Annotated in this window: 17 protein-coding genes; 6 read left to right on the top strand and 11 right to left on the bottom strand. The window is 68.9% G+C overall.

What is annotated here, in order from left to right; translation table 11 throughout:
• Nucleotides 1-292 precede the first annotated feature (292 nt).
• Nucleotides 293-1492, top strand: a complete 1200-nt coding sequence (locus tag HMPREF2914_RS28175) for an HDOD domain-containing protein (protein ID WP_003084206.1) — start codon at nucleotides 293-295, stop codon at nucleotides 1490-1492.
• 170 nt (nucleotides 1493-1662) lie between these two features.
• On the opposite strand, the gene HMPREF2914_RS28170 is transcribed toward HMPREF2914_RS28175, so the two are convergent.
• Nucleotides 1663-3084, bottom strand: a complete 1422-nt coding sequence (locus tag HMPREF2914_RS28170; RefSeq protein ID WP_023092283.1) for a MocR-like pyridoxine biosynthesis transcription factor PdxR — start codon at nucleotides 3082-3084, stop codon at nucleotides 1663-1665.
• A 126-nt stretch (nucleotides 3085-3210) separates the two neighbouring features.
• On the opposite strand from HMPREF2914_RS28170, the gene HMPREF2914_RS28165 reads away from it, so the two are divergent.
• From HMPREF2914_RS28165 to HMPREF2914_RS28155, 3 genes are read left to right on the top strand one after another with little or no spacing between them, the layout of a single operon-like run.
• Nucleotides 3211-3648 (top strand): carboxymuconolactone decarboxylase family protein, encoded by a 438-nt coding sequence (locus HMPREF2914_RS28165; protein ID WP_023092284.1) that lies wholly within the window; start codon nucleotides 3211-3213, stop codon nucleotides 3646-3648.
• Nucleotides 3649-3659: 11 nt separating this feature from the next.
• Nucleotides 3660-4067, top strand: a complete 408-nt coding sequence (locus HMPREF2914_RS28160; RefSeq protein ID WP_003118713.1) for a cupin domain-containing protein — start codon at nucleotides 3660-3662, stop codon at nucleotides 4065-4067.
• 33 nt (nucleotides 4068-4100) lie between these two features.
• Nucleotides 4101-4385 carry an antibiotic biosynthesis monooxygenase family protein gene (locus HMPREF2914_RS28155; RefSeq protein ID WP_023092285.1) on the top strand — a complete coding sequence of 95 codons (285 nt, stop codon included), beginning with the start codon at nucleotides 4101-4103 and terminating at the stop codon, nucleotides 4383-4385.
• On the opposite strand, the gene HMPREF2914_RS28150 is transcribed toward HMPREF2914_RS28155, so the two are convergent.
• From HMPREF2914_RS28150 to HMPREF2914_RS28135, 4 genes are all read right to left on the bottom strand, one after another.
• Entirely contained in the window at nucleotides 4382-5314 is a 933-nt protein-coding gene (locus HMPREF2914_RS28150; protein ID WP_003128492.1) for a LysR family transcriptional regulator, read from the bottom strand. The two genes, HMPREF2914_RS28155 and HMPREF2914_RS28150, sit on opposite strands and share 4 nt — an antisense overlap.
• A 49-nt stretch (nucleotides 5315-5363) precedes the next feature.
• Nucleotides 5364-6578: a cyanate transporter gene (locus HMPREF2914_RS28145; RefSeq protein WP_023092286.1), complete on the bottom strand. Its 1215-nt coding sequence runs from the start codon at nucleotides 6576-6578 to the stop codon at nucleotides 5364-5366.
• A gap of 169 nt (nucleotides 6579-6747) precedes the next feature.
• A complete protein-coding gene (locus HMPREF2914_RS28140; RefSeq protein WP_015502189.1) occupies nucleotides 6748-7518 on the bottom strand; it encodes a hypothetical protein in 771 nt (256 codons plus the stop codon).
• A 108-nt stretch (nucleotides 7519-7626) separates the two neighbouring features.
• Entirely contained in the window at nucleotides 7627-8313 is a 687-nt protein-coding gene (locus HMPREF2914_RS28135) for a Crp/Fnr family transcriptional regulator (RefSeq protein ID WP_023092287.1), read from the bottom strand.
• Nucleotides 8314-8387: 74 nt separating this feature from the next.
• On the opposite strand from HMPREF2914_RS28135, the gene HMPREF2914_RS28130 reads away from it, so the two are divergent.
• On the top strand, nucleotides 8388-8903 hold the full coding sequence (locus HMPREF2914_RS28130) for an Mpo1 family 2-hydroxy fatty acid dioxygenase (RefSeq protein WP_003084225.1): 516 nt from the start codon (nucleotides 8388-8390) through the stop codon (nucleotides 8901-8903).
• Between the two features lie 39 nt (nucleotides 8904-8942).
• Here HMPREF2914_RS28130 and HMPREF2914_RS28125 read toward each other — a convergent pair whose 3' ends face one another.
• Both HMPREF2914_RS28125 and HMPREF2914_RS28120 read right to left on the bottom strand, forming a co-directional pair.
• Nucleotides 8943-9701, bottom strand: coding sequence for a metalloprotease LoiP (locus HMPREF2914_RS28125; protein ID WP_003112168.1), 759 nt, complete (start codon nucleotides 9699-9701; stop codon nucleotides 8943-8945).
• Between the two features lie 171 nt (nucleotides 9702-9872).
• Nucleotides 9873-10625, bottom strand: a complete 753-nt coding sequence (locus HMPREF2914_RS28120) for a sulfite exporter TauE/SafE family protein (protein ID WP_003112932.1) — start codon at nucleotides 10623-10625, stop codon at nucleotides 9873-9875.
• A 93-nt stretch (nucleotides 10626-10718) separates the two neighbouring features.
• On the opposite strand from HMPREF2914_RS28120, the gene HMPREF2914_RS28115 reads away from it, so the two are divergent.
• A complete protein-coding gene (locus HMPREF2914_RS28115; RefSeq protein ID WP_003112933.1) occupies nucleotides 10719-11417 on the top strand; it encodes an ArsR/SmtB family transcription factor in 699 nt (232 codons plus the stop codon).
• A 13-nt stretch (nucleotides 11418-11430) separates the two neighbouring features.
• Here the strand turns inward: HMPREF2914_RS28115 and HMPREF2914_RS28110 are convergent, their stop codons facing one another.
• From HMPREF2914_RS28110 to HMPREF2914_RS28095, 4 genes are all read right to left on the bottom strand, one after another.
• Nucleotides 11431-12420 (bottom strand): sulfate/molybdate ABC transporter ATP-binding protein, encoded by a 990-nt coding sequence (locus tag HMPREF2914_RS28110; protein WP_003084237.1) that lies wholly within the window; start codon nucleotides 12418-12420, stop codon nucleotides 11431-11433.
• A gap of 3 nt (nucleotides 12421-12423) precedes the next feature.
• Nucleotides 12424-13293 carry a sulfate ABC transporter permease subunit CysW gene (cysW, locus tag HMPREF2914_RS28105; protein WP_003084239.1) on the bottom strand — a complete coding sequence of 290 codons (870 nt, stop codon included), beginning with the start codon at nucleotides 13291-13293 and terminating at the stop codon, nucleotides 12424-12426.
• A gap of 10 nt (nucleotides 13294-13303) precedes the next feature.
• Nucleotides 13304-14122, bottom strand: a complete 819-nt coding sequence (gene cysT, locus HMPREF2914_RS28100; protein ID WP_003084241.1) for a sulfate ABC transporter permease subunit CysT — start codon at nucleotides 14120-14122, stop codon at nucleotides 13304-13306.
• 161 nt (nucleotides 14123-14283) lie between these two features.
• Nucleotides 14284-15282: a sulfate ABC transporter substrate-binding protein gene (locus HMPREF2914_RS28095; RefSeq protein WP_003084243.1), complete on the bottom strand. Its 999-nt coding sequence runs from the start codon at nucleotides 15280-15282 to the stop codon at nucleotides 14284-14286.
• Between the last annotated feature and the right edge of the window lie 105 nt (nucleotides 15283-15387).

Raw genomic sequence — 15387 nt, 5'->3', positions numbered from 1 at the left:
CGCGTCCGCGCGGGCCTTTCTTTCAGAGGCTTCACGGAAACGGAAGCCTCTTTTTTCTGCCAGGGTTTTCCGCGAAACGCCCGACGAACGGTTTTCCCCTGTTACCCTTGGGCGCCTGGCGCATACGAATCCTCCCGCATTCCTCCGGTCGTTCCGTTCGTGGCGATTAGGACAGGTCCTAGAGGCGCACCGTGTTCGTCCGTCATACCCTTGTGTGCCCGCGGGCCGTGTCGTGCCCGCCTGTCATGCCTGGTGCGTCCCGCTCGGTTCGCCAGGTTCGAAGAGGAACGCCATGAGTGCCGCGAAAAAGGCCCCCGTCATCCTGATTGCCGACCCGGACCCCTGGAGTCGCGACCTGCTTGGCCAACTGGTCCTCGGCGTGCGTTGCGATGCCCGGCTGGTCCTCTGCGGCGATGGCGGAGAAGCGCTGGCGCATTGCCGGCGCCGGCGCTTCGCGTTGATCCTGGCCGAGCTGAACCTGCCGCAGGTGGATGGCTTCGAGCTGCTGCGCGAAGCGCGCCTGCGCCGCTCGGTCGCCGAGCAGCCGTTCATCCTGATCAGCGACCGCGCCGACCAGGCCAGCGTGCGCGCCGCCGTGGCACTGGCGCCGACCGCCTACCTGGTGAAGCCGTTCCAGGCCGAGAACCTGATGCAACGCCTGCGAGGGTTGTTGCTGAAGGGCGACGAAGTGGTCGCCTGTCCGCTGCCGGAGCGGGACGCGGGCGAGAACCTGGAGGCTTTCCTCGAACGCGCGCGCGACTCCGCGGAGGGGGCGCCGTTGCTGGCCGACGTGCGTGCCGCCAGCGATCGTTGCCTGAGCGCCGAGGAGCATCCGCTGCGCGTGCTGGAGGATGAGTTCGGTCGCGACCCGCAGATCACCGCTGGCCTGATCGCCGCCGCCAACAGCGCCGCCCGGCACGTCGGTCCGGCCTGCCAGACCCTGGGCCAGGCCCTGCGGCGGCTGGGACTCGGGCACAGCCTGAACCTGGTGCTCGGTTTCAGTCTGCAGCGGGCCATCCAGCTCGGCGAACCACTGCTGGCCGAGCGCGCCATGCACTTCTGGGATCTTTCGCAACGTTGCGCGGACATCGCCTGGGAACTGGCCGACGCCCTCGGCGCGGACGTCGAGCGCTGCTATACCGCAGGGCTGCTGCATCGCCTGGGCGACCTGGCGCTGCTGCGGACATTGCAGGATTGGTGCGATGGCGGCGGCGCGCTGGACGAGGCGCGCCTCGACGAGCTGCTGGGGCGTTTCGGCGCCAGCTTCGGCTCGGCCCTGCGGGCGCGTTGGCGGCTGCCGCTGGAGCTGCGCCGGCTGATCGCTGCGGCGTACCAGTTCGGTGGCGTGCTTTCCCGCGAAGAGCTGATCCTCAGCCTGGCGACCCAGGCCGCCAGCCTGCCCGAGGACGACGCGGAGCAACTGGCCGAGAGCAAGGCTGCCCGCATGCTCGGGCTGGACGGCGAACGACTGGCGAAACTGCTGCAGCCCTGAGCCGCCCTCGCCGGGCCTTTGCAAGGGGCGGCGCCTCCAGTAGGGCGGATAACGCGGCGCGTCATGCGCCGCTGGGCATGGGGCGCGGTTGCAATCGAGCCTCTGGCCGGGGGGATCGGCACCTACCTGCGCGCCGCCGAGTTGCCGGCCGTGGATGGGCGGAAGCGCGCCTAGCGCCGCAGCTCGGCGCGCAACAGGTCCAACGCCGGGTCGATGTCGTCCCGTTCGATGCAGCCGAAGCCGAAGAGGAAGCCGGCCTGTGCCGGGGTTTCCGCGTAGAAGGGCGGCAGGGTGCCGACCTCCAGGCCTTGCTGGCGCAAATGACGGGCGATGCGCAGCACATCCAGCGGTTCGCGACAGCGCGCCGCGAGGTGGATCCCGGCCACCGCCGGCAGCGCTTCGAGCCAGGGGCTCAGGTCGCCGTGCAGGCGTTCCAGCAGGCGCCCGCGACGCTGGGCGTATTCGCGTTGCAGGCGGCGCGTATGGCGGGCGAAGTCGCCGCGCTGGATGAACAGCGCGAGGGCGCGTTGCTGCAAGGTCTCGCTGTGCCGGTCGACCAGCTTGCGCGCCGCCAGCACCGCTTCGCGCAGGCTTGCCGGCGGCAGCAGGTAGCCGAGGCGCAGCTCGGGGAAGAGGGTCTTGGAAAAGGTCCCGAGGTAGGCCACCTGGCCGTTCCGGTCGAGGCTGCGCAGCGACTCCAGCGAACGCCCGTCGAAGCGGTACTCGCTGTCGTAGTCGTCCTCGATGATCAGCGCCCGGTGGCGCTGCGCCCAGTCCAGCAACTGCAGGCGCCGCTCCAGGCTCATCGGCATGCCCAGCGGGAACTGGTGCGACGGGGTGACGTAGACCAGCTTGGCGTTGTCCGGCAGCAGGTCGACGCGCAGCCCCTCGGCGTCCACCGGTACTCCGCGCACCTCGGCGCCGGTGGCCAGCAGGCTGGCGCGGGCCGGCGGATAACCGGGTTCCTCGACCACCGCCAGGTCGCCGGGGTCGAGCATCACCCGGGCCAGCAGGTCGAGTCCCTGCTGGGCGCCCTGGGTGACCATCAGGGCGTTCCAGTCGCACTGCACGGCGCGGTTGATCGCCAGGTAGCGGGAGATCGCCAGGCGCAGTTCGGGGTCGCCTTCGGTTTCCTTGTAGAACGCCGGCGAGCGCTGTTGCAGGCGTAGCGCCTGGAGCACGCAGGTACGCCAGGTATCGAAGGGAAAGCGGCGCTTGTCGGTCGTGCCGCCGGCGAAGCTGTAGCGGAGCGGTGCTCGCTGGTCCATTAGACCGGACTGCGGTTCGATGCGTGCCCAGCGCGCGGCCGGCCGCAGCGGACCGTCGGCGCGCTGCGGCGGCGCTTCCCCGGCGGGCCCGCGGGCGACGAAGGTGCCGCTGCCGACCCGGCCTTCGAGGAAGCCCTCGCTGGTGAGGCGCTCGTAGGCTTCGCTGACGGTCTTGCGCGACACTTCCAGGCGTTCGGCAAGGTAGCGCGTGGCTGGCAGGCGATCGCCGGTGGCCAGGCGACCGTGGAGGATCGCGTCGCGCAGCTGGCGATAGAGCTGGCCGACCAGGTCGTGGCGGCCGTCGAGGATCAGTTGCAGTTCCATGGCGAAATTGGCTACCTGGTATTTCTGGTAATTGGCTCTTCGTGGAAGCCAAAGGCAGGCTTAGTGTTACCCCATGCCGCGCCGCTTTCCACTCTCGCGGCTGCCAATCAGCCAAGGAGATTCGCCATGACCACCCGCCTCGAATGGGCCAAAGCCTCCCCCGACGCCTATGCCGCCATGCTCGGCCTGGAAAAGGCCCTGGCCAAGGCCGGCCTGGAGCGCCCGTTGATCGAACTGGTCTACCTGCGCACTTCGCAGATCAACGGTTGCGCCTACTGCGTGAACATGCATGCCAACGACGCGCGCAAGGCCGGCGAGACCGAGCAGCGTCTGCAAGCGCTCTGCGTCTGGCAGGAAACCCCCTACTTCACCCCGCGCGAGCGCGCTGCCCTGGCCTGGACCGAGCAACTCGCCCGCCTCAGCCAGGGGCCGTTGCCGCACGGCCCGCTCGACGAACTGCGCGAGCACTTCGACGACAAGGAGATCGCCGAACTGACCCTGGCGGTCTCGGCCATCAACGCCTGGAACCGCTTCGGCGTCGGCATGGGCATGCAACCGGAATGAGGTGGACGGCGATGAAGGCCAATCGATCGATCGCCTGCCTGCTGCTCGCCGCGCTGCCGACGCTGGCCAGCGCCCATGTTGCGGAGAAGGTGGAAACCCTGCACGACCAGGCCCTGGCCGAGATTCCCGGCCATCGTGGGTTGATGCTGACGGTGTCGTTCAAGCCCGGCCAGGTCTCCGCGCCCCATGTGCATCCCGGCTCGGTGTTCGTCTACGTGCTCGAAGGCACCGTGCAGACGCAACTGGAAGGCGGCCCGGTGGAAACCTACACGGTGGGCCAGAGCTGGTACGAGCCGGCGAACGTGCCGCACCTGCTGGCACGCAATCCCGATCCGATGAAGCCGGCCAAGTTGCTGGTCTGGGAGTTGCTCAAGGAGGGCGACCCGATCCTCAAGCCACTGGAGCGCGGCGCCCACTGAGGCGTCGCTCGTTCGTCCGGAGGAGCGTCCGTCATGAGCGCCAGCCAGGTCATCCGTATTCGCGCGCGCAACGGTCAGTCGGAACGGCTTGGCCTGCGCCTGCAACAACTGGTCGAACCGGGGCTGGAGGCGCCGGGTTGCCTGGAGTACCAGGTGCGCAGGGACGCCCTCGAGCCGGATCTCTGGCTGGTGTGCAGCCAGTGGCAGGAAGCGCAGCAGATGTTCGACTACCTGGCCGGCGGCATCCAGCAGGTATTCGCCGAAGTGCTCTGGCGCTCCCTGGCGGCGAGCCTCGAAGTGCAGGATGACGCAGGCTAGAGCAAACCCAGCTCGGCGCAGACGATCAGCACCTGTTCGCGCAGCCAGAGGTTCGCCGGGTCCTGGTCGGCGGCGCGGCTCCATGACAGGTGCAGGGCGAACGGCGGCAGCCCTGACGGTGCGAGGCAGGCGCGATGGCGGCCATCGTCGAGCAGCGCGTGGATACGTCGCGGCAGCATCAGCACGAAGTCGCTGCCCGACAGCAGTTGCAGGGCGGCGACGTAGCTGTTGGCGCGCGCGGCGACTTCGCGGCTGCGGCCCTGGCGTCGCAGCCACGTGTCCACCAGGTTGGCGTTGCTGGCGTCGAGCGGGGTCGGGAAGACGAAGCGGCGCCGGCAGAACTCGTCCAGTTCCAGGCGCTCGTGGCGCGGCTGGGCACGATCCTGCACGCAGAGCAGTTCGTCGCTGAACAGGGCGAGCGCCTGTAGCTCCGGTGCCGGTCGGTGGTACTCGGGACCGAAGTCGAAGACCAGGTCGACCTGGCCGTCGAGCAATGCTTCGGTGGGCAGTTCGGGACCCAGGCGGCGGATGTCCAGGCCGATCCTCGGGCCGTTGGCGGCGAGCCGTCGCAGGAGTGCCGGAAGGATCAGCAGCTCGACGTATTCCGGCGCGCAGAGGGTAAAGGTACGCGGCTCGCCACGCGGGTCGAAGCTGCCCTGGGCGGCGTGACAGGCGTTGATGCGGGCGAGCATTTCCTCCACGTGGGGCAGCATGGCGCGACTCTTGTGGGTCGGCTGCATGCCGCCGCGGGTGGCGATGAACAGCTCGTCGTCGAAGGCCTGGCGCAGCTTCTTCAGGCAGTAGCTGACCGTCGACGGGCTGAGGCTCAGGTGTTCGGCGACCTCGACGAGGTTCTGTCGTTGGTGGACCTGGAGGAAGACCAGCAGGTCCTGCATGTCGACCTTGCGCAGGCCGTTGGCGATCAGCATCGGGGCGTCCTGACGGCGTCGGGAGCGCCATCAGAACCCGTCCCCTTCCTCAGCGCAAGCTTTCGGCGCCGACGCCTCGCGCCTGCCGCTCGGCGAACAGTGCCGCATAGCGCCGCGGGTCGAAGCGCAGGCCCAGTCCCAGCAGCAGCGCCGCCACCGCGGTCAGTCCGAGCCAGGCGCCGGTGAAGCTGCCGAGGCTGTCGCGCAGCAGCCCGGCGACCCATGGCGAGACCCCGGCGATCAGGTAGCCGGCGCCTTGTACCAGGGCAGCCAGTTGACCGGCGCGTTGCGGCGCGTCGAAGTGGTCGAGGCAGACGATCAACCCCATGGGGAACAGCCCGCCGATGCCCAGTCCGAGGCACAGCGCCCAGAGCAGCGGCAGGCTGGCCGGCGCCCAGGCGAGGCCGAGGAAGCCGGCCAGCATCAGCGCGGTTAGCCCGACCAGCACCGGGCGGCGATCCCGCGAGCGGCTGGCCAGGGCCGGCGCGAGCAACCCGGAGAGTACCTCCACGGCCGTCAGGAAACCGAGCAGCAGCCCGGATTCCTGGGCGCTCCAGCCCTGTTCCAGGTAATAGGGCGCGAGCCAGGCCAGCACGCAGGTGTAGCAGGCCGTGCCGAGGCCGAAGAACAGGATCAGCAGCCAGGTCCGCGGATAGCGCAGGAGGCTCCTGCCCGGCTGCGCGTCGGGCAGGCGCAGGCGGGTGCCGGGTTGCAGCCACCAGGCCAGCAGCGCGAGCGCGGCGAGCGCCGCCCAGGCACCGAGGCCGAGCCGCCAGCCGGCGTGCTCCGCCAGGGTCGGCGCAGCGCTGGCGGACAGCGCCGCGCCAGCCATGATGGCGGTGACGTAGAGCCCCATGCAGAGCGGCGTGCGCGCGCCGAAACGGGCCTTGATCAGGGCCGGCATCAGCGCCTGGATCAGGGCGATGCCGAGGCCGGCGAGCATGGCGCTGCCGAGCAGGTCGGGCAGGCCTCGGCTGCCCAGGCGCAGGGCGCTGGCGGCGCCGATCAGCAGCAGGGCGAGGGCCACCGAACGCCACTCGCCGACGCGGCGGGCGATGCCCAGGCCGAAGAACATGCCGAGGCCGAGGGTCAGCACCGGCAGGGCGGTCAGCAGCGAGACGTCGCCGAAGCTGAGCGCGATCTCGCCGCGCATGGCGTTCAGCAGTGGGCCGACGGCGGCCATGGAGGGCCGCAGGTTGAGGCCGACCAGGACGATGGCGGCCATCAGCCAGAGGGTGCGGCAGGGTGGGTTGGCAGTGGGCATGGCGATCTCCTTTCGGGAGCACCATTGCGCCTGCGCCAGGGCGTGGCGGCAAATCAAAATCCGCAGGGCGGATTCGAAAAAATGCGCTGGCCAGGGAGTCGGGGCGGACGCTGGCGCAGCGTGGCGAGTGGCGAGTGGCGAGGTTATCCGCCCCGTGCGGCGCGTGGCCTCACTCCGCGCTCAAGCGCATCAGGCTTTCGCTCAGGGCCCGCGCGTGGCGGTCGACGATGATCGGCGCCCAGGGCCTGCCGGAAGCGCTGACCAGCGCGCTGCTCTTGCTGTTCAGGTCGCGCAGGGCCTGGCTCAGGTACTCCCAGCGGTTTTCCAGTTTCTTCAGTCCCGCCGGGTTGGCGCTTTGCTCCACCAGCAGGGCGATGCGCCGGTCGATCAGCGGAACCAGCACGCTCTCGTCCTGGCCGAGATAGTCCCGGGGCTGTTCGCGGGCAATCTCCAGCCCGCCCAGGTAGGCGCGTGCCAGGTATTGCAGGGACAGGTACTCGACCCGCACCGGCAACTGCCAGAGCGGCAGGGGTTGGCCTGGCGGGGGCGGCGGCACCTGGCGTTCCACCAGGTTGAGGAAGTCACGCAGGGCGCGACTCAGTTGCTGCGGATAGCGCCAGGGCAGGTCCTCCTCGCGGGGGCCGTAGGCCGCGCCTTCACGGATGCGCGCCACCAGCGTCCTTTCGCCTTGCCGCAGGAGCACCCCCTCGGGGGCGGCGGCGAGCGCGCGGTCGAGGCTGGCGAGATCCTTCTCCAGTTGCGCCGCGTGCTGTTCCTGGAAGCCCTCGCCGCGCAGCAGCAACAGGCTGCCCACCGCGCGACAGGCCTGGACCTGCAGTTGTTGCAGGGCGCGTTGCTGGTCGTCGAGGGCGGCGCGCGCCGGCAGCGCCAGCAACAGGCAGCAAAGACAGAGGACAGCGGGAAGCGCGGGACGGAGCATGGGGAGATCCTGTTGTTGTCGTTATGGATATCCGCACCGAGGGCAGGTGCCCTGCACACGGTAGCCGGCCATGGCGCGCCTGCAAGCGTTCGAAAGTGTGATTCGCGCTCAGCCGTGGGTGGCCGCGCGCAGGCCGGCTAGGTCGAGGATCTCGATGCCGCCGTAGCTGAGCTGGAGGATGCCCTGGGCTTCGAGGTCCTTGAGGATCTGGTTGGTGGTCTGCCGCGACAGCGACAGCATCAATGCCAGCTGTTCCTGCGGCAGGTGCAGGACCTGCCGGCTGCGGCTGTTGTCGTAGCCCTCGGCGAGCATCAGCAGGCGCCGCGCCAGGCGTTGCGCGGCCGGCAGCAGGGCCATCTCTTCCAGGGCGATGAATGCCAGGCGCAGCTTGTGGCTCATCAGCAGGGCCATGTCGCGCCAGTAATGCGGCTCGCGGCGAAGCAGTTCGAGCAGCGCCGCCTGCGGTATCTGGAGTAGCTGGGTGTGGCCTTCGGCGTAGGCGTCGTGGGTGCGCGCCTGGCCGTCGAACAGGGCGATCTCGCCGAACCAGTGCGGTGCTTCCACCAGGATCAGCAGCGCCTCCTTGCCGTTCTCGCTGACTGCGCTGATGCGGATTGCGCCCTCGACCACGCAGTACAGTCCGCAGGGCGCGTCGCCGCGGGCGAACAGGCGCTGGCCCGGCGGCAACTGGCGCGGTTGGGCGAGTGCCAGCAGGTGCGTCTGCAAGGCCTCCGGCAAACCCTGGAACCAGCGGCCGGCCTGGAGTTGCGAACGGTAGTCGGTACGCTCGTTCATGTTTGTCGTCTAGCTGACAGAGTGGAAACCGGGGTGGCGCGATGATGCGAGAACCCTGGCGTGAGACCACAACAATGAAAACCCTAGTCGATCACCTTGCGCAATACGCCGCCTACCACCGCGACCGGCGCAACATCTTCAGCCATTTCATCGGCATTCCGATGATCGTCCTCTCCATCGCCGTGTTGCTGGCGCGGCCGGCGCTGGGGTTCGGCCTGTCTCCGGCGCTGCTGCTGGCGCTCGCCGCGGCGCTGTTCTACCTGCGCCTGGACCTGCGCTTCGGCGCGGCCATGACGGCGTTGCTGGCGCTGACGGTGTGGGGCGCTGCGCAATTGGCGGCGGGGACTACCGCGGCCTGGCTGGGCTGGGGTGTCGGCCTGTTCGTGGTCGGCTGGATCATCCAGTTCGTCGGTCATTACTACGAAGGGCGCAAGCCGGCCTTCGTCGACGATCTCAGCGGGTTGATCGTCGGTCCGCTCTTCGTGCTGGCGGAACTGGCCTTTCTGCTGGGGCTGCGCGGCGACGTGCAGCGCGAGGTCGAGGAGCGCGCCGGCCCGACCTGCATTCGCGAGCACAAGCGGGCGGCGTGAGAAGGTCTCCCGCGAGCGCGGGAGACCGGGTCCGGAGCGTTACTTGCGATCCGCGGCGATACGCTGGCGGATGTGATCGGCGCGGGCCTGGGAGCCCGGGTGCGAATCGAACATGCTGCTGTCGCCGCCGCCCAGCTTGGCCAGCTTCTCGAAGGCGGTGACCAGGCCCTGGGTGTTCACTCCGCGCTTCTTCAGTAGCTCGTAGGAAAAATCGTCGGCGTCGGACTCCTGGGACTGGGAGAACTGCGCGTTGATCAGCGATTCGGTGAGTTCGCCCAGCTGGGAGCCGGACAGGGCGGCCAGCGCGCCGCTCTTCGAGGCGCCGGCGGCGCCGCGCACCGCGGCGGCCGCGTAGGCGGTCTGGGCGGCCTTGCGGGTGTGGCCGAGGGCGACGTGGCCCATCTCGTGGCCGAGTACGCCTTCGATCTCGTTGTCACTCATCAGTTCCATCAGCCCGCTGTAGACGCGAATGCAGCCGTTGGCCATGGCCCAGGCGTTGACCTCCTCGGTGAGGTAGACCTTGTAGTTCACCGGCACGCCGTCGATCTGGTCGCCCAGGGCCTTGGCGATCTTGTCCAGGCGCTGGCCGTACTTGCTGTTGGCCGGGGCGATGCGGTTCTGCTGGTCGGACTCGGCACAGGCCTGGTCGGCGACCTGGCGGACCTCGGCGTCGCTCAGGGTGGCGGCCTTCACCGCCATCATGCCGTGCTGCATGAGGTCCCCCTGGGGCAGGTTCTGGCAGCCGGCCAGGGTGGCGCAGGCGAGGGCCAGGGCGGAAAGGGAAAGACGGGTCTTCATCGTGTGCTCCTTGCGATAGGTGGCGTTCCGTGCCGGACGGGCGTGTTCCGCCCGGTGCCGCGCGCCCGGTGGGGGTCGCGCGGCGGCGGATGATAGCGGCTTGTGCCGTTCGTCGGAAGTCCCGCGAAGGCCGCAGGCCCGCCCTGGCGGGTGCGCAATGCGTCCCTGGCGTCAGTGGAAACCGCGCCAGGCGAGGTCGGCGCCGAGCAGCAGGAGACCGACGAAGAAGCAGCGCCTGAACAGCGTCGCGCTGATCCGCTGGCGCAGCCACTGGCCGAGGAGCATCCCGCCCAGCGCCGGGACCAGGGTCAGCAGCGAGGCACCGAGCATCTGCGGTTCGAGCAAGTCGCCATGCACGCCGAGAGTGACCGCCAGGGCCAGGGTCGAGGCGCTGAACGACAGGCCGAGGGCCTGGACCAGTTCGTCGCGCTGCAATCCTAGGGCTCCCAGGTAGGGCACCGCGGGAATCACGAAAACCCCGGTGACCGCGGTCAGCGCGCCGGTCGCCAGCCCGACCAGCGGGCCGGCCCAGGGCTCGTGGCGTGCCGGCAGGTGCAGCGGGATCGCGGCCAGGCCGAGCAGCGCGTAGGCCACCAGGGCCAGGCCGAGCACGCCGGTGGCCTGCCTTGGTGCGTCGCCGCCGAGCCATGCGCCGACCAGCAGGGTGCCCACGACCACCCCGAGCAGCAGGCCGGCCAGGCGCTTCATCAAGCCGAGGAAGCGCGGGCCGCAGGCGAGCTGCCAGAGGTTGGTCACCATCGATGGTACGATCAGCAGCGCCGCCGCCTGCATCGGCGGCATGGCCAGGCCGAGCAGACCCACCGAGACCGTCGGCAGGCCCAGGCCGACCACGCCCTTGACGAAGCCGGCGAGAAGGAAGGTGAGGGCGATCAGCGGGATCAGGGCGTGGAGGTCGACGGACATGCGGGTTCTTCCTTGTCTCGGGCTGGCGCGAACGGGCGATGGCGGCCAGTATCTCTCGTCGTCGACAGGCAATGTTTCATCCGGAGGTGAAGCATGCAATTCAATCCCGGCTTCAGTTCGCTGGCTGCGCTGCTCGCCGATCCCGGCCGCGCGCAGATGATCTGGGCACTGATGGATGGCAGCGCCCGCCCGGCCAGCGAGCTGGCGCTGCTGGCGGGCGTCTCGCCGTCCTCCGCCAGCGGCCACCTGGGACGGCTGGTCGAGGGCGGCGTGCTGAGCCTGGAGGCGCGCGGGCGCAATCGCTTCTATCGCCTGGCCGGGCCGGAAGTGGGGCAGGCGGTGGAAGCGCTGGCCAGCGCCTCCCTGGCCCTGCAGCCGCAGCGGCGCAGCCTGCCGCCGAGCCACGGCACGCCGTCGGCGTTGCGCGAGGCGCGGACCTGCTACGACCACCTGGCCGGCGAACTCGCGGTCGGTGTGTTCGCACGGATGCTGGATGCCGGCTGGATCGAGCAGGAGGGCAGGACGCTGCGCCTGAGCGCGACCGGCGAGGCCGGGCTGGCCGGGTTGGGGATCGACCTGGCGGAGGTCCGCCGCCGCCGTCGGCAGTTCGCCTGCGCCTGCCCCGACTGGAGCGAACGCAAGCCGCACCTCGGCGGCGCGCTGGGGGCGGCGTTGCTGGAGGCCTGTCTGCGCCAGGGCTGGTTGCGGCCGCAGGACGGCTCGCGGGCGTTGCAGGTGTCGTCGAAGGGCCGCGCGGGACTGCGCGGCCTGGCGGAGCGCACGGCGGGCTGAACCCGCCGCGGGATCAGAGATTGGCCACCGGCTGGAAGGCCTTCGGCTTGAAGTAGAGGGTCTCGCCGCGGGCCAGGCCGGCCAAGCTGTCGTGGTCCTTCACCACTTCGGCTTCGATCAGTTCGTCCTGGCCATCGACCTTCAGCGTTACCCGGGTGATCGCCCCCAGCGGACGGATGTCGCGGACCTCGGCGGCGCGGTGCTCGGCCACCGCGGAACGCGACAGCGACACTTCGTGGGGGCGGAACAGCAGGTGCTGGTCGTTGCCCAGTTGCAGGCGGTTGGAGTCGCCGAGGAAGTGGTAGACGAAATCGCTGGCCGGGTTCTCGTAGACCTCGCCGGGCGAGCCGATCTGCTCGATCACGCCCTTGTTCATCACCACGATGCGGTCGGCCACTTCCATCGCCTCTTCCTGGTCGTGGGTGACGAACACCGAGGTCAGGTTGATCTCCTCGTGCAGGCGCGCCAGCCAGCGGCGCAGCTCCTTGCGCACCTTGGCGTCGAGGGCGCCGAAGGGTTCGTCGAGGAGCAGGATCTTCGGCTCCACCGCCAGCGCGCGGGCCAGGGCGATACGCTGCCGCTGGCCACCGGAGAGCTGCTCGGGATAGCGGTCGGCGAGCCAGTCGAGCTGCACCATGTTGAGCAGTTCGTGGACCTTGGCCTTGATCGCGGACTCGCCCGGCCGCTCGCCCTTGGGCTTCATGCGCAGGCCGAAGGCGACGTTGTCGAACACCGTCATGTGGCGGAACAGCGCGTAGTGCTGGAAGACGAAGCCGACGTTGCGGTCGCGCACGTCGTGCTGCGAGACGTCCTCGCCATGGAACACGATGTTGCCGGCGTCCGGGGTTTCCAGCCCGGCGATGATCCGCAGCAGGGTGGTCTTGCCGCACCCGGAGGGGCCGAGCAGGGCCACCAGCTCGCCGCTCTGGATGTCCAGGTTGATGTCGTCCAGGGCCTTGAAGGCGTTGAAGTTCTTGCTGACGTTACGGATTTCGATGCTCATGGTTCATTCCTCGTCAGCATTGCTTTTCAGTCGGGACATGCGGGATTCGCTCCACTGCTTGAGCAGAAGGATGACCAGCGCCATCAGCAGCAACAGGCTGGCGACGCTGAAGGCGGCGACGTGGTTGTATTCGTTGTAGAGGATCTCGACGTGCAGCGGCAGGGTGTTGGTGACGCCGCGGATGTGTCCGGAAACCACCGACACCGCGCCGAACTCGCCCATCGCCCGGGCGGTGCAGAGCACCACGCCGTAGATCAGGCCCCACTTGATGTTCGGCAGGGTCACGTGCCAGAACATCTGCCAGCCGTTGGCGCCGAGCAGGCGGGCGGCCTCCTCTTCCTGGGTGCCCTGTTCCTGCATCAGCGGGATCAGTTCGCGGGCGACGAAGGGCACGGTGACGAAGAGGGTCGCCAGGACGATGCCGGGCACCGCGAAGACGATCTGGATGTCGTGGTCGCTCAGCCATTCGCCGAAGTAGCCCTGGGCGCCGAACAACAGCACGTAGATCAGGCCGGCGATCACCGGCGAGACCGAGAACGGCAGGTCGATCAGGGTCACCAGGATGCTCTTGCCGCGAAACTCGAACTTGCTCACGCACCAGGCGGCGGCGACGCCGAACAGCAGGTTGAGCGGCACCGAGATGGCCACCGCGATCAGGGTCAGCTTCAGCGCGGCCAGCGCGTCGGGCTCGAGGATCGCCTCGAAGAAGGTGCCGAACCCCTGCTTCAGCGCCTCGCTCAGGACCACGTAGAGCGGCAGCAGGAGGAACAGGGCGAAGACCAGCCAGGCCAGGACGATCAGGGCCAGGCGGCCGCCGGCGTTGCCGCGGCGGGAGGCGCTGGCGGTGGCAGCGGAAATGCTTGCACTGGACATGGCGCCCTCCTTACGGGGTTTCGATGCGGCGCTGCAGCAGGTTGATCAGCAGCAGCAGGATGAAGGACACCACCAGCATCAGCACGCCGATGGCGGTGGCGCCGGTGTAGTCGTACTGGTCCAGCTTGACCATGATCAGCAGCGGCAGGATCTCGGTCTTCATCGGCATGTTGCCGGCGATGAAGATCACCGAGCCGTATTCGCCGACGCCCCGGGCGAAGGCCAGGGCGAAACCGGTCAGCCAGGCCGGCAGCAGCGCCGGCACGAGGATATGGCGGAACACCTGCAGCGGCCTGGCGCCGAGGCAGGCGGCGGCTTCCTCGACTTCCTTGGGAATGTCGGCGAGCACCGGCTGCACCGTGCGGACCACGAACGGCAGGGTCACGAAGGTCAGCGCCAGGGTGATCCCCAGGGGGGTATAGGCGATCTTGAAGCCGAGGTCGCTGGCGAACTGGCCGACCAGGCCGGCCGGCGCATAGAGCGCGGTGAGGGCGATACCGGCGACGGCGGTGGGTAGGGCGAAGGGCAGGTCGATCATGGCATCGATGATCTTCCGTCCGGGGAATTCGTAGCGCACCAGGACCCAGGCCAGCAGCGTGCCGATCAAGCCGTTGAGCACGGCGGCGGCGAGCGCGGTGCCGAAGCTCAGCTTGAGCGCGGCGAGCACCCGCGGCGCGCTGATGATGGCCCAGAATTGCTCCCAGCTGAGCTGGGTGGTCTTGAGGAACATGGCCCCCAGCGGGATCAGGACCAGCAGGCTGAGGTACACCAGGGTGTATCCCAGGGTCAGCCCGAAGCCGGGTATGACCGGGGAAATGCGTCGTGACATGTTCTGTCCTTACTCTGCGTTGGAACGCTTGGTGGCTCTCCCGGTGCCGGTTCCTTCCGGCAGTGGGCCCGGTACGGGACCGGGCCTGCTAGCCCCCTCGCCCGTCCGGGAGAGGGTCTGGGAGAGGGGCCGTGGTTCGGGCGACGGGTCTGCCGTCGCGATCATTGCGCCTGGTAGATCTGGTCGAAGATGCCCCCGTCGTTGAAGAACTTCGGCTGGGCCGTCTTCCAGCCGCCGAAATCGGAGTCGACGGTGACCAGGTTCAGTTTCGGGAACTGCGTGGCGAACTCGGCGGCGACCTTCTGGTTGCGCGGCCGGTAGAAGTTCTGCGCGGCGATGCGCTGGCCTTCCTCGCTGTACAGGTATTGCAGGTAGGCCTCGGCGACCTTGCGGGTGCCTTTCTTCTCGACCACCTTGTCGACCACCGCGACCGGCGGTTCGGCGAGGATGGAGATGGAGGGTACGACGATCTCGAAGTTTTCCCCGCCCTGTTCCTTCTTCGCCAGGAACGCCTCGTTCTCCCAGGCCAGCAGCACGTCGCCGATCTGGTTGTTGACGAAGGTGATGGTCGAGCCGCGGGCGCCGGTGTCGAGTACCGGTACGTGCTTGTACAGCGCCTGCACGTAGTCCTTGGCCTTCTCGTCGCTGCCGTACTGCTTCTTCGCCCAGGCCCAGGCGGCGAGGAAGTTCCAGCGCGCGCCGCCGGAGGTCTTCGGGTTCGGCGTGATGACTTCCACGCCTTCCTTGGTCAGGTCGCCCCAGTCCTTGATTCCCTTGGGGTTGCCCTTGCGCACCAGGAACACGATGGTCGAGGTGTAGGGGGTGCTGTTGTCCGGCAGGCGTGCCTGCCAGTCGGCCGGCAGCAGCTTGCCGAGCTTGTGCAGTTCGTCGATGTCGCCGGCCAGGGCCAGGGTCACCACGTCGGCCTTGAGCCCGTCGATCACCGCGCGGGCCTGCTTGCCGGAGCCGCCGTGGGACTGCTGGACGGTCAGGTCCTCGCCGCCCTGGGCCTTCCAGTGCTTGATGAAGGCCGCGTTGTAGGCCTGGTACAGCTCGCGGGTCGGGTCGTAGGAAACGTTCAGCAGTTGCGTGGCTGCGGCAACCGGGCCGGAGACCAGGGCGCTGGCGAGTGCGGCCAGGGCGAAACGACGAAGGGACATGTGCAGCTCCTAGGTGTGTGCTGTTTCGATTGTTCTAATGGGGTGTTGGCGGAACGACGGGAACACGGGGCGTCAGGCGCGCATTCGCGGCCGACAGCTGCAGTA

This window comes from Pseudomonas sp. HMSC067G02 (assembly GCF_001813485.1).
GTDB lineage: Bacteria > Pseudomonadota > Gammaproteobacteria > Pseudomonadales > Pseudomonadaceae > Pseudomonas > Pseudomonas aeruginosa.
This window is presented reverse-complemented; position numbering and strand designations above follow the sequence as displayed.

Excerpts from the sequence above, each read along its gene's own strand:
- HMPREF2914_RS28175 (WP_003084206.1), top strand. The coding sequence starts at position 293 with ATGAGTGCCGCGAAAAAGGCCCCCGTCATCCTGATTGCCGACCCGGAC.
- HMPREF2914_RS28170 (WP_023092283.1), bottom strand. The coding sequence starts at position 3,084 with ATGGAACTGCAACTGATCCTCGACGGCCGCCACGACCTGGTCGGCCAG.
- HMPREF2914_RS28165 (WP_023092284.1), top strand. The coding sequence starts at position 3,211 with ATGACCACCCGCCTCGAATGGGCCAAAGCCTCCCCCGACGCCTATGCC.
- HMPREF2914_RS28160 (WP_003118713.1), top strand. The coding sequence starts at position 3,660 with ATGAAGGCCAATCGATCGATCGCCTGCCTGCTGCTCGCCGCGCTGCCG.
- HMPREF2914_RS28155 (WP_023092285.1), top strand. The coding sequence starts at position 4,101 with ATGAGCGCCAGCCAGGTCATCCGTATTCGCGCGCGCAACGGTCAGTCG.
- HMPREF2914_RS28150 (WP_003128492.1), bottom strand. The coding sequence starts at position 5,314 with ATGCTGATCGCCAACGGCCTGCGCAAGGTCGACATGCAGGACCTGCTG.
- HMPREF2914_RS28145 (WP_023092286.1), bottom strand. The coding sequence starts at position 6,578 with ATGCCCACTGCCAACCCACCCTGCCGCACCCTCTGGCTGATGGCCGCC.
- HMPREF2914_RS28140 (WP_015502189.1), bottom strand. The coding sequence starts at position 7,518 with ATGCTCCGTCCCGCGCTTCCCGCTGTCCTCTGTCTTTGCTGCCTGTTG.
- HMPREF2914_RS28135 (WP_023092287.1), bottom strand. The coding sequence starts at position 8,313 with ATGAACGAGCGTACCGACTACCGTTCGCAACTCCAGGCCGGCCGCTGG.
- HMPREF2914_RS28130 (WP_003084225.1), top strand. The coding sequence starts at position 8,388 with ATGAAAACCCTAGTCGATCACCTTGCGCAATACGCCGCCTACCACCGC.
- HMPREF2914_RS28125 (WP_003112168.1), bottom strand. The coding sequence starts at position 9,701 with ATGAAGACCCGTCTTTCCCTTTCCGCCCTGGCCCTCGCCTGCGCCACC.
- HMPREF2914_RS28120 (WP_003112932.1), bottom strand. The coding sequence starts at position 10,625 with ATGTCCGTCGACCTCCACGCCCTGATCCCGCTGATCGCCCTCACCTTC.
- HMPREF2914_RS28115 (WP_003112933.1), top strand. The coding sequence starts at position 10,719 with ATGCAATTCAATCCCGGCTTCAGTTCGCTGGCTGCGCTGCTCGCCGAT.
- HMPREF2914_RS28110 (WP_003084237.1), bottom strand. The coding sequence starts at position 12,420 with ATGAGCATCGAAATCCGTAACGTCAGCAAGAACTTCAACGCCTTCAAG.
- cysW (WP_003084239.1), bottom strand. The coding sequence starts at position 13,293 with ATGTCCAGTGCAAGCATTTCCGCTGCCACCGCCAGCGCCTCCCGCCGC.
- cysT (WP_003084241.1), bottom strand. The coding sequence starts at position 14,122 with ATGTCACGACGCATTTCCCCGGTCATACCCGGCTTCGGGCTGACCCTG.
- HMPREF2914_RS28095 (WP_003084243.1), bottom strand. The coding sequence starts at position 15,282 with ATGTCCCTTCGTCGTTTCGCCCTGGCCGCACTCGCCAGCGCCCTGGTC.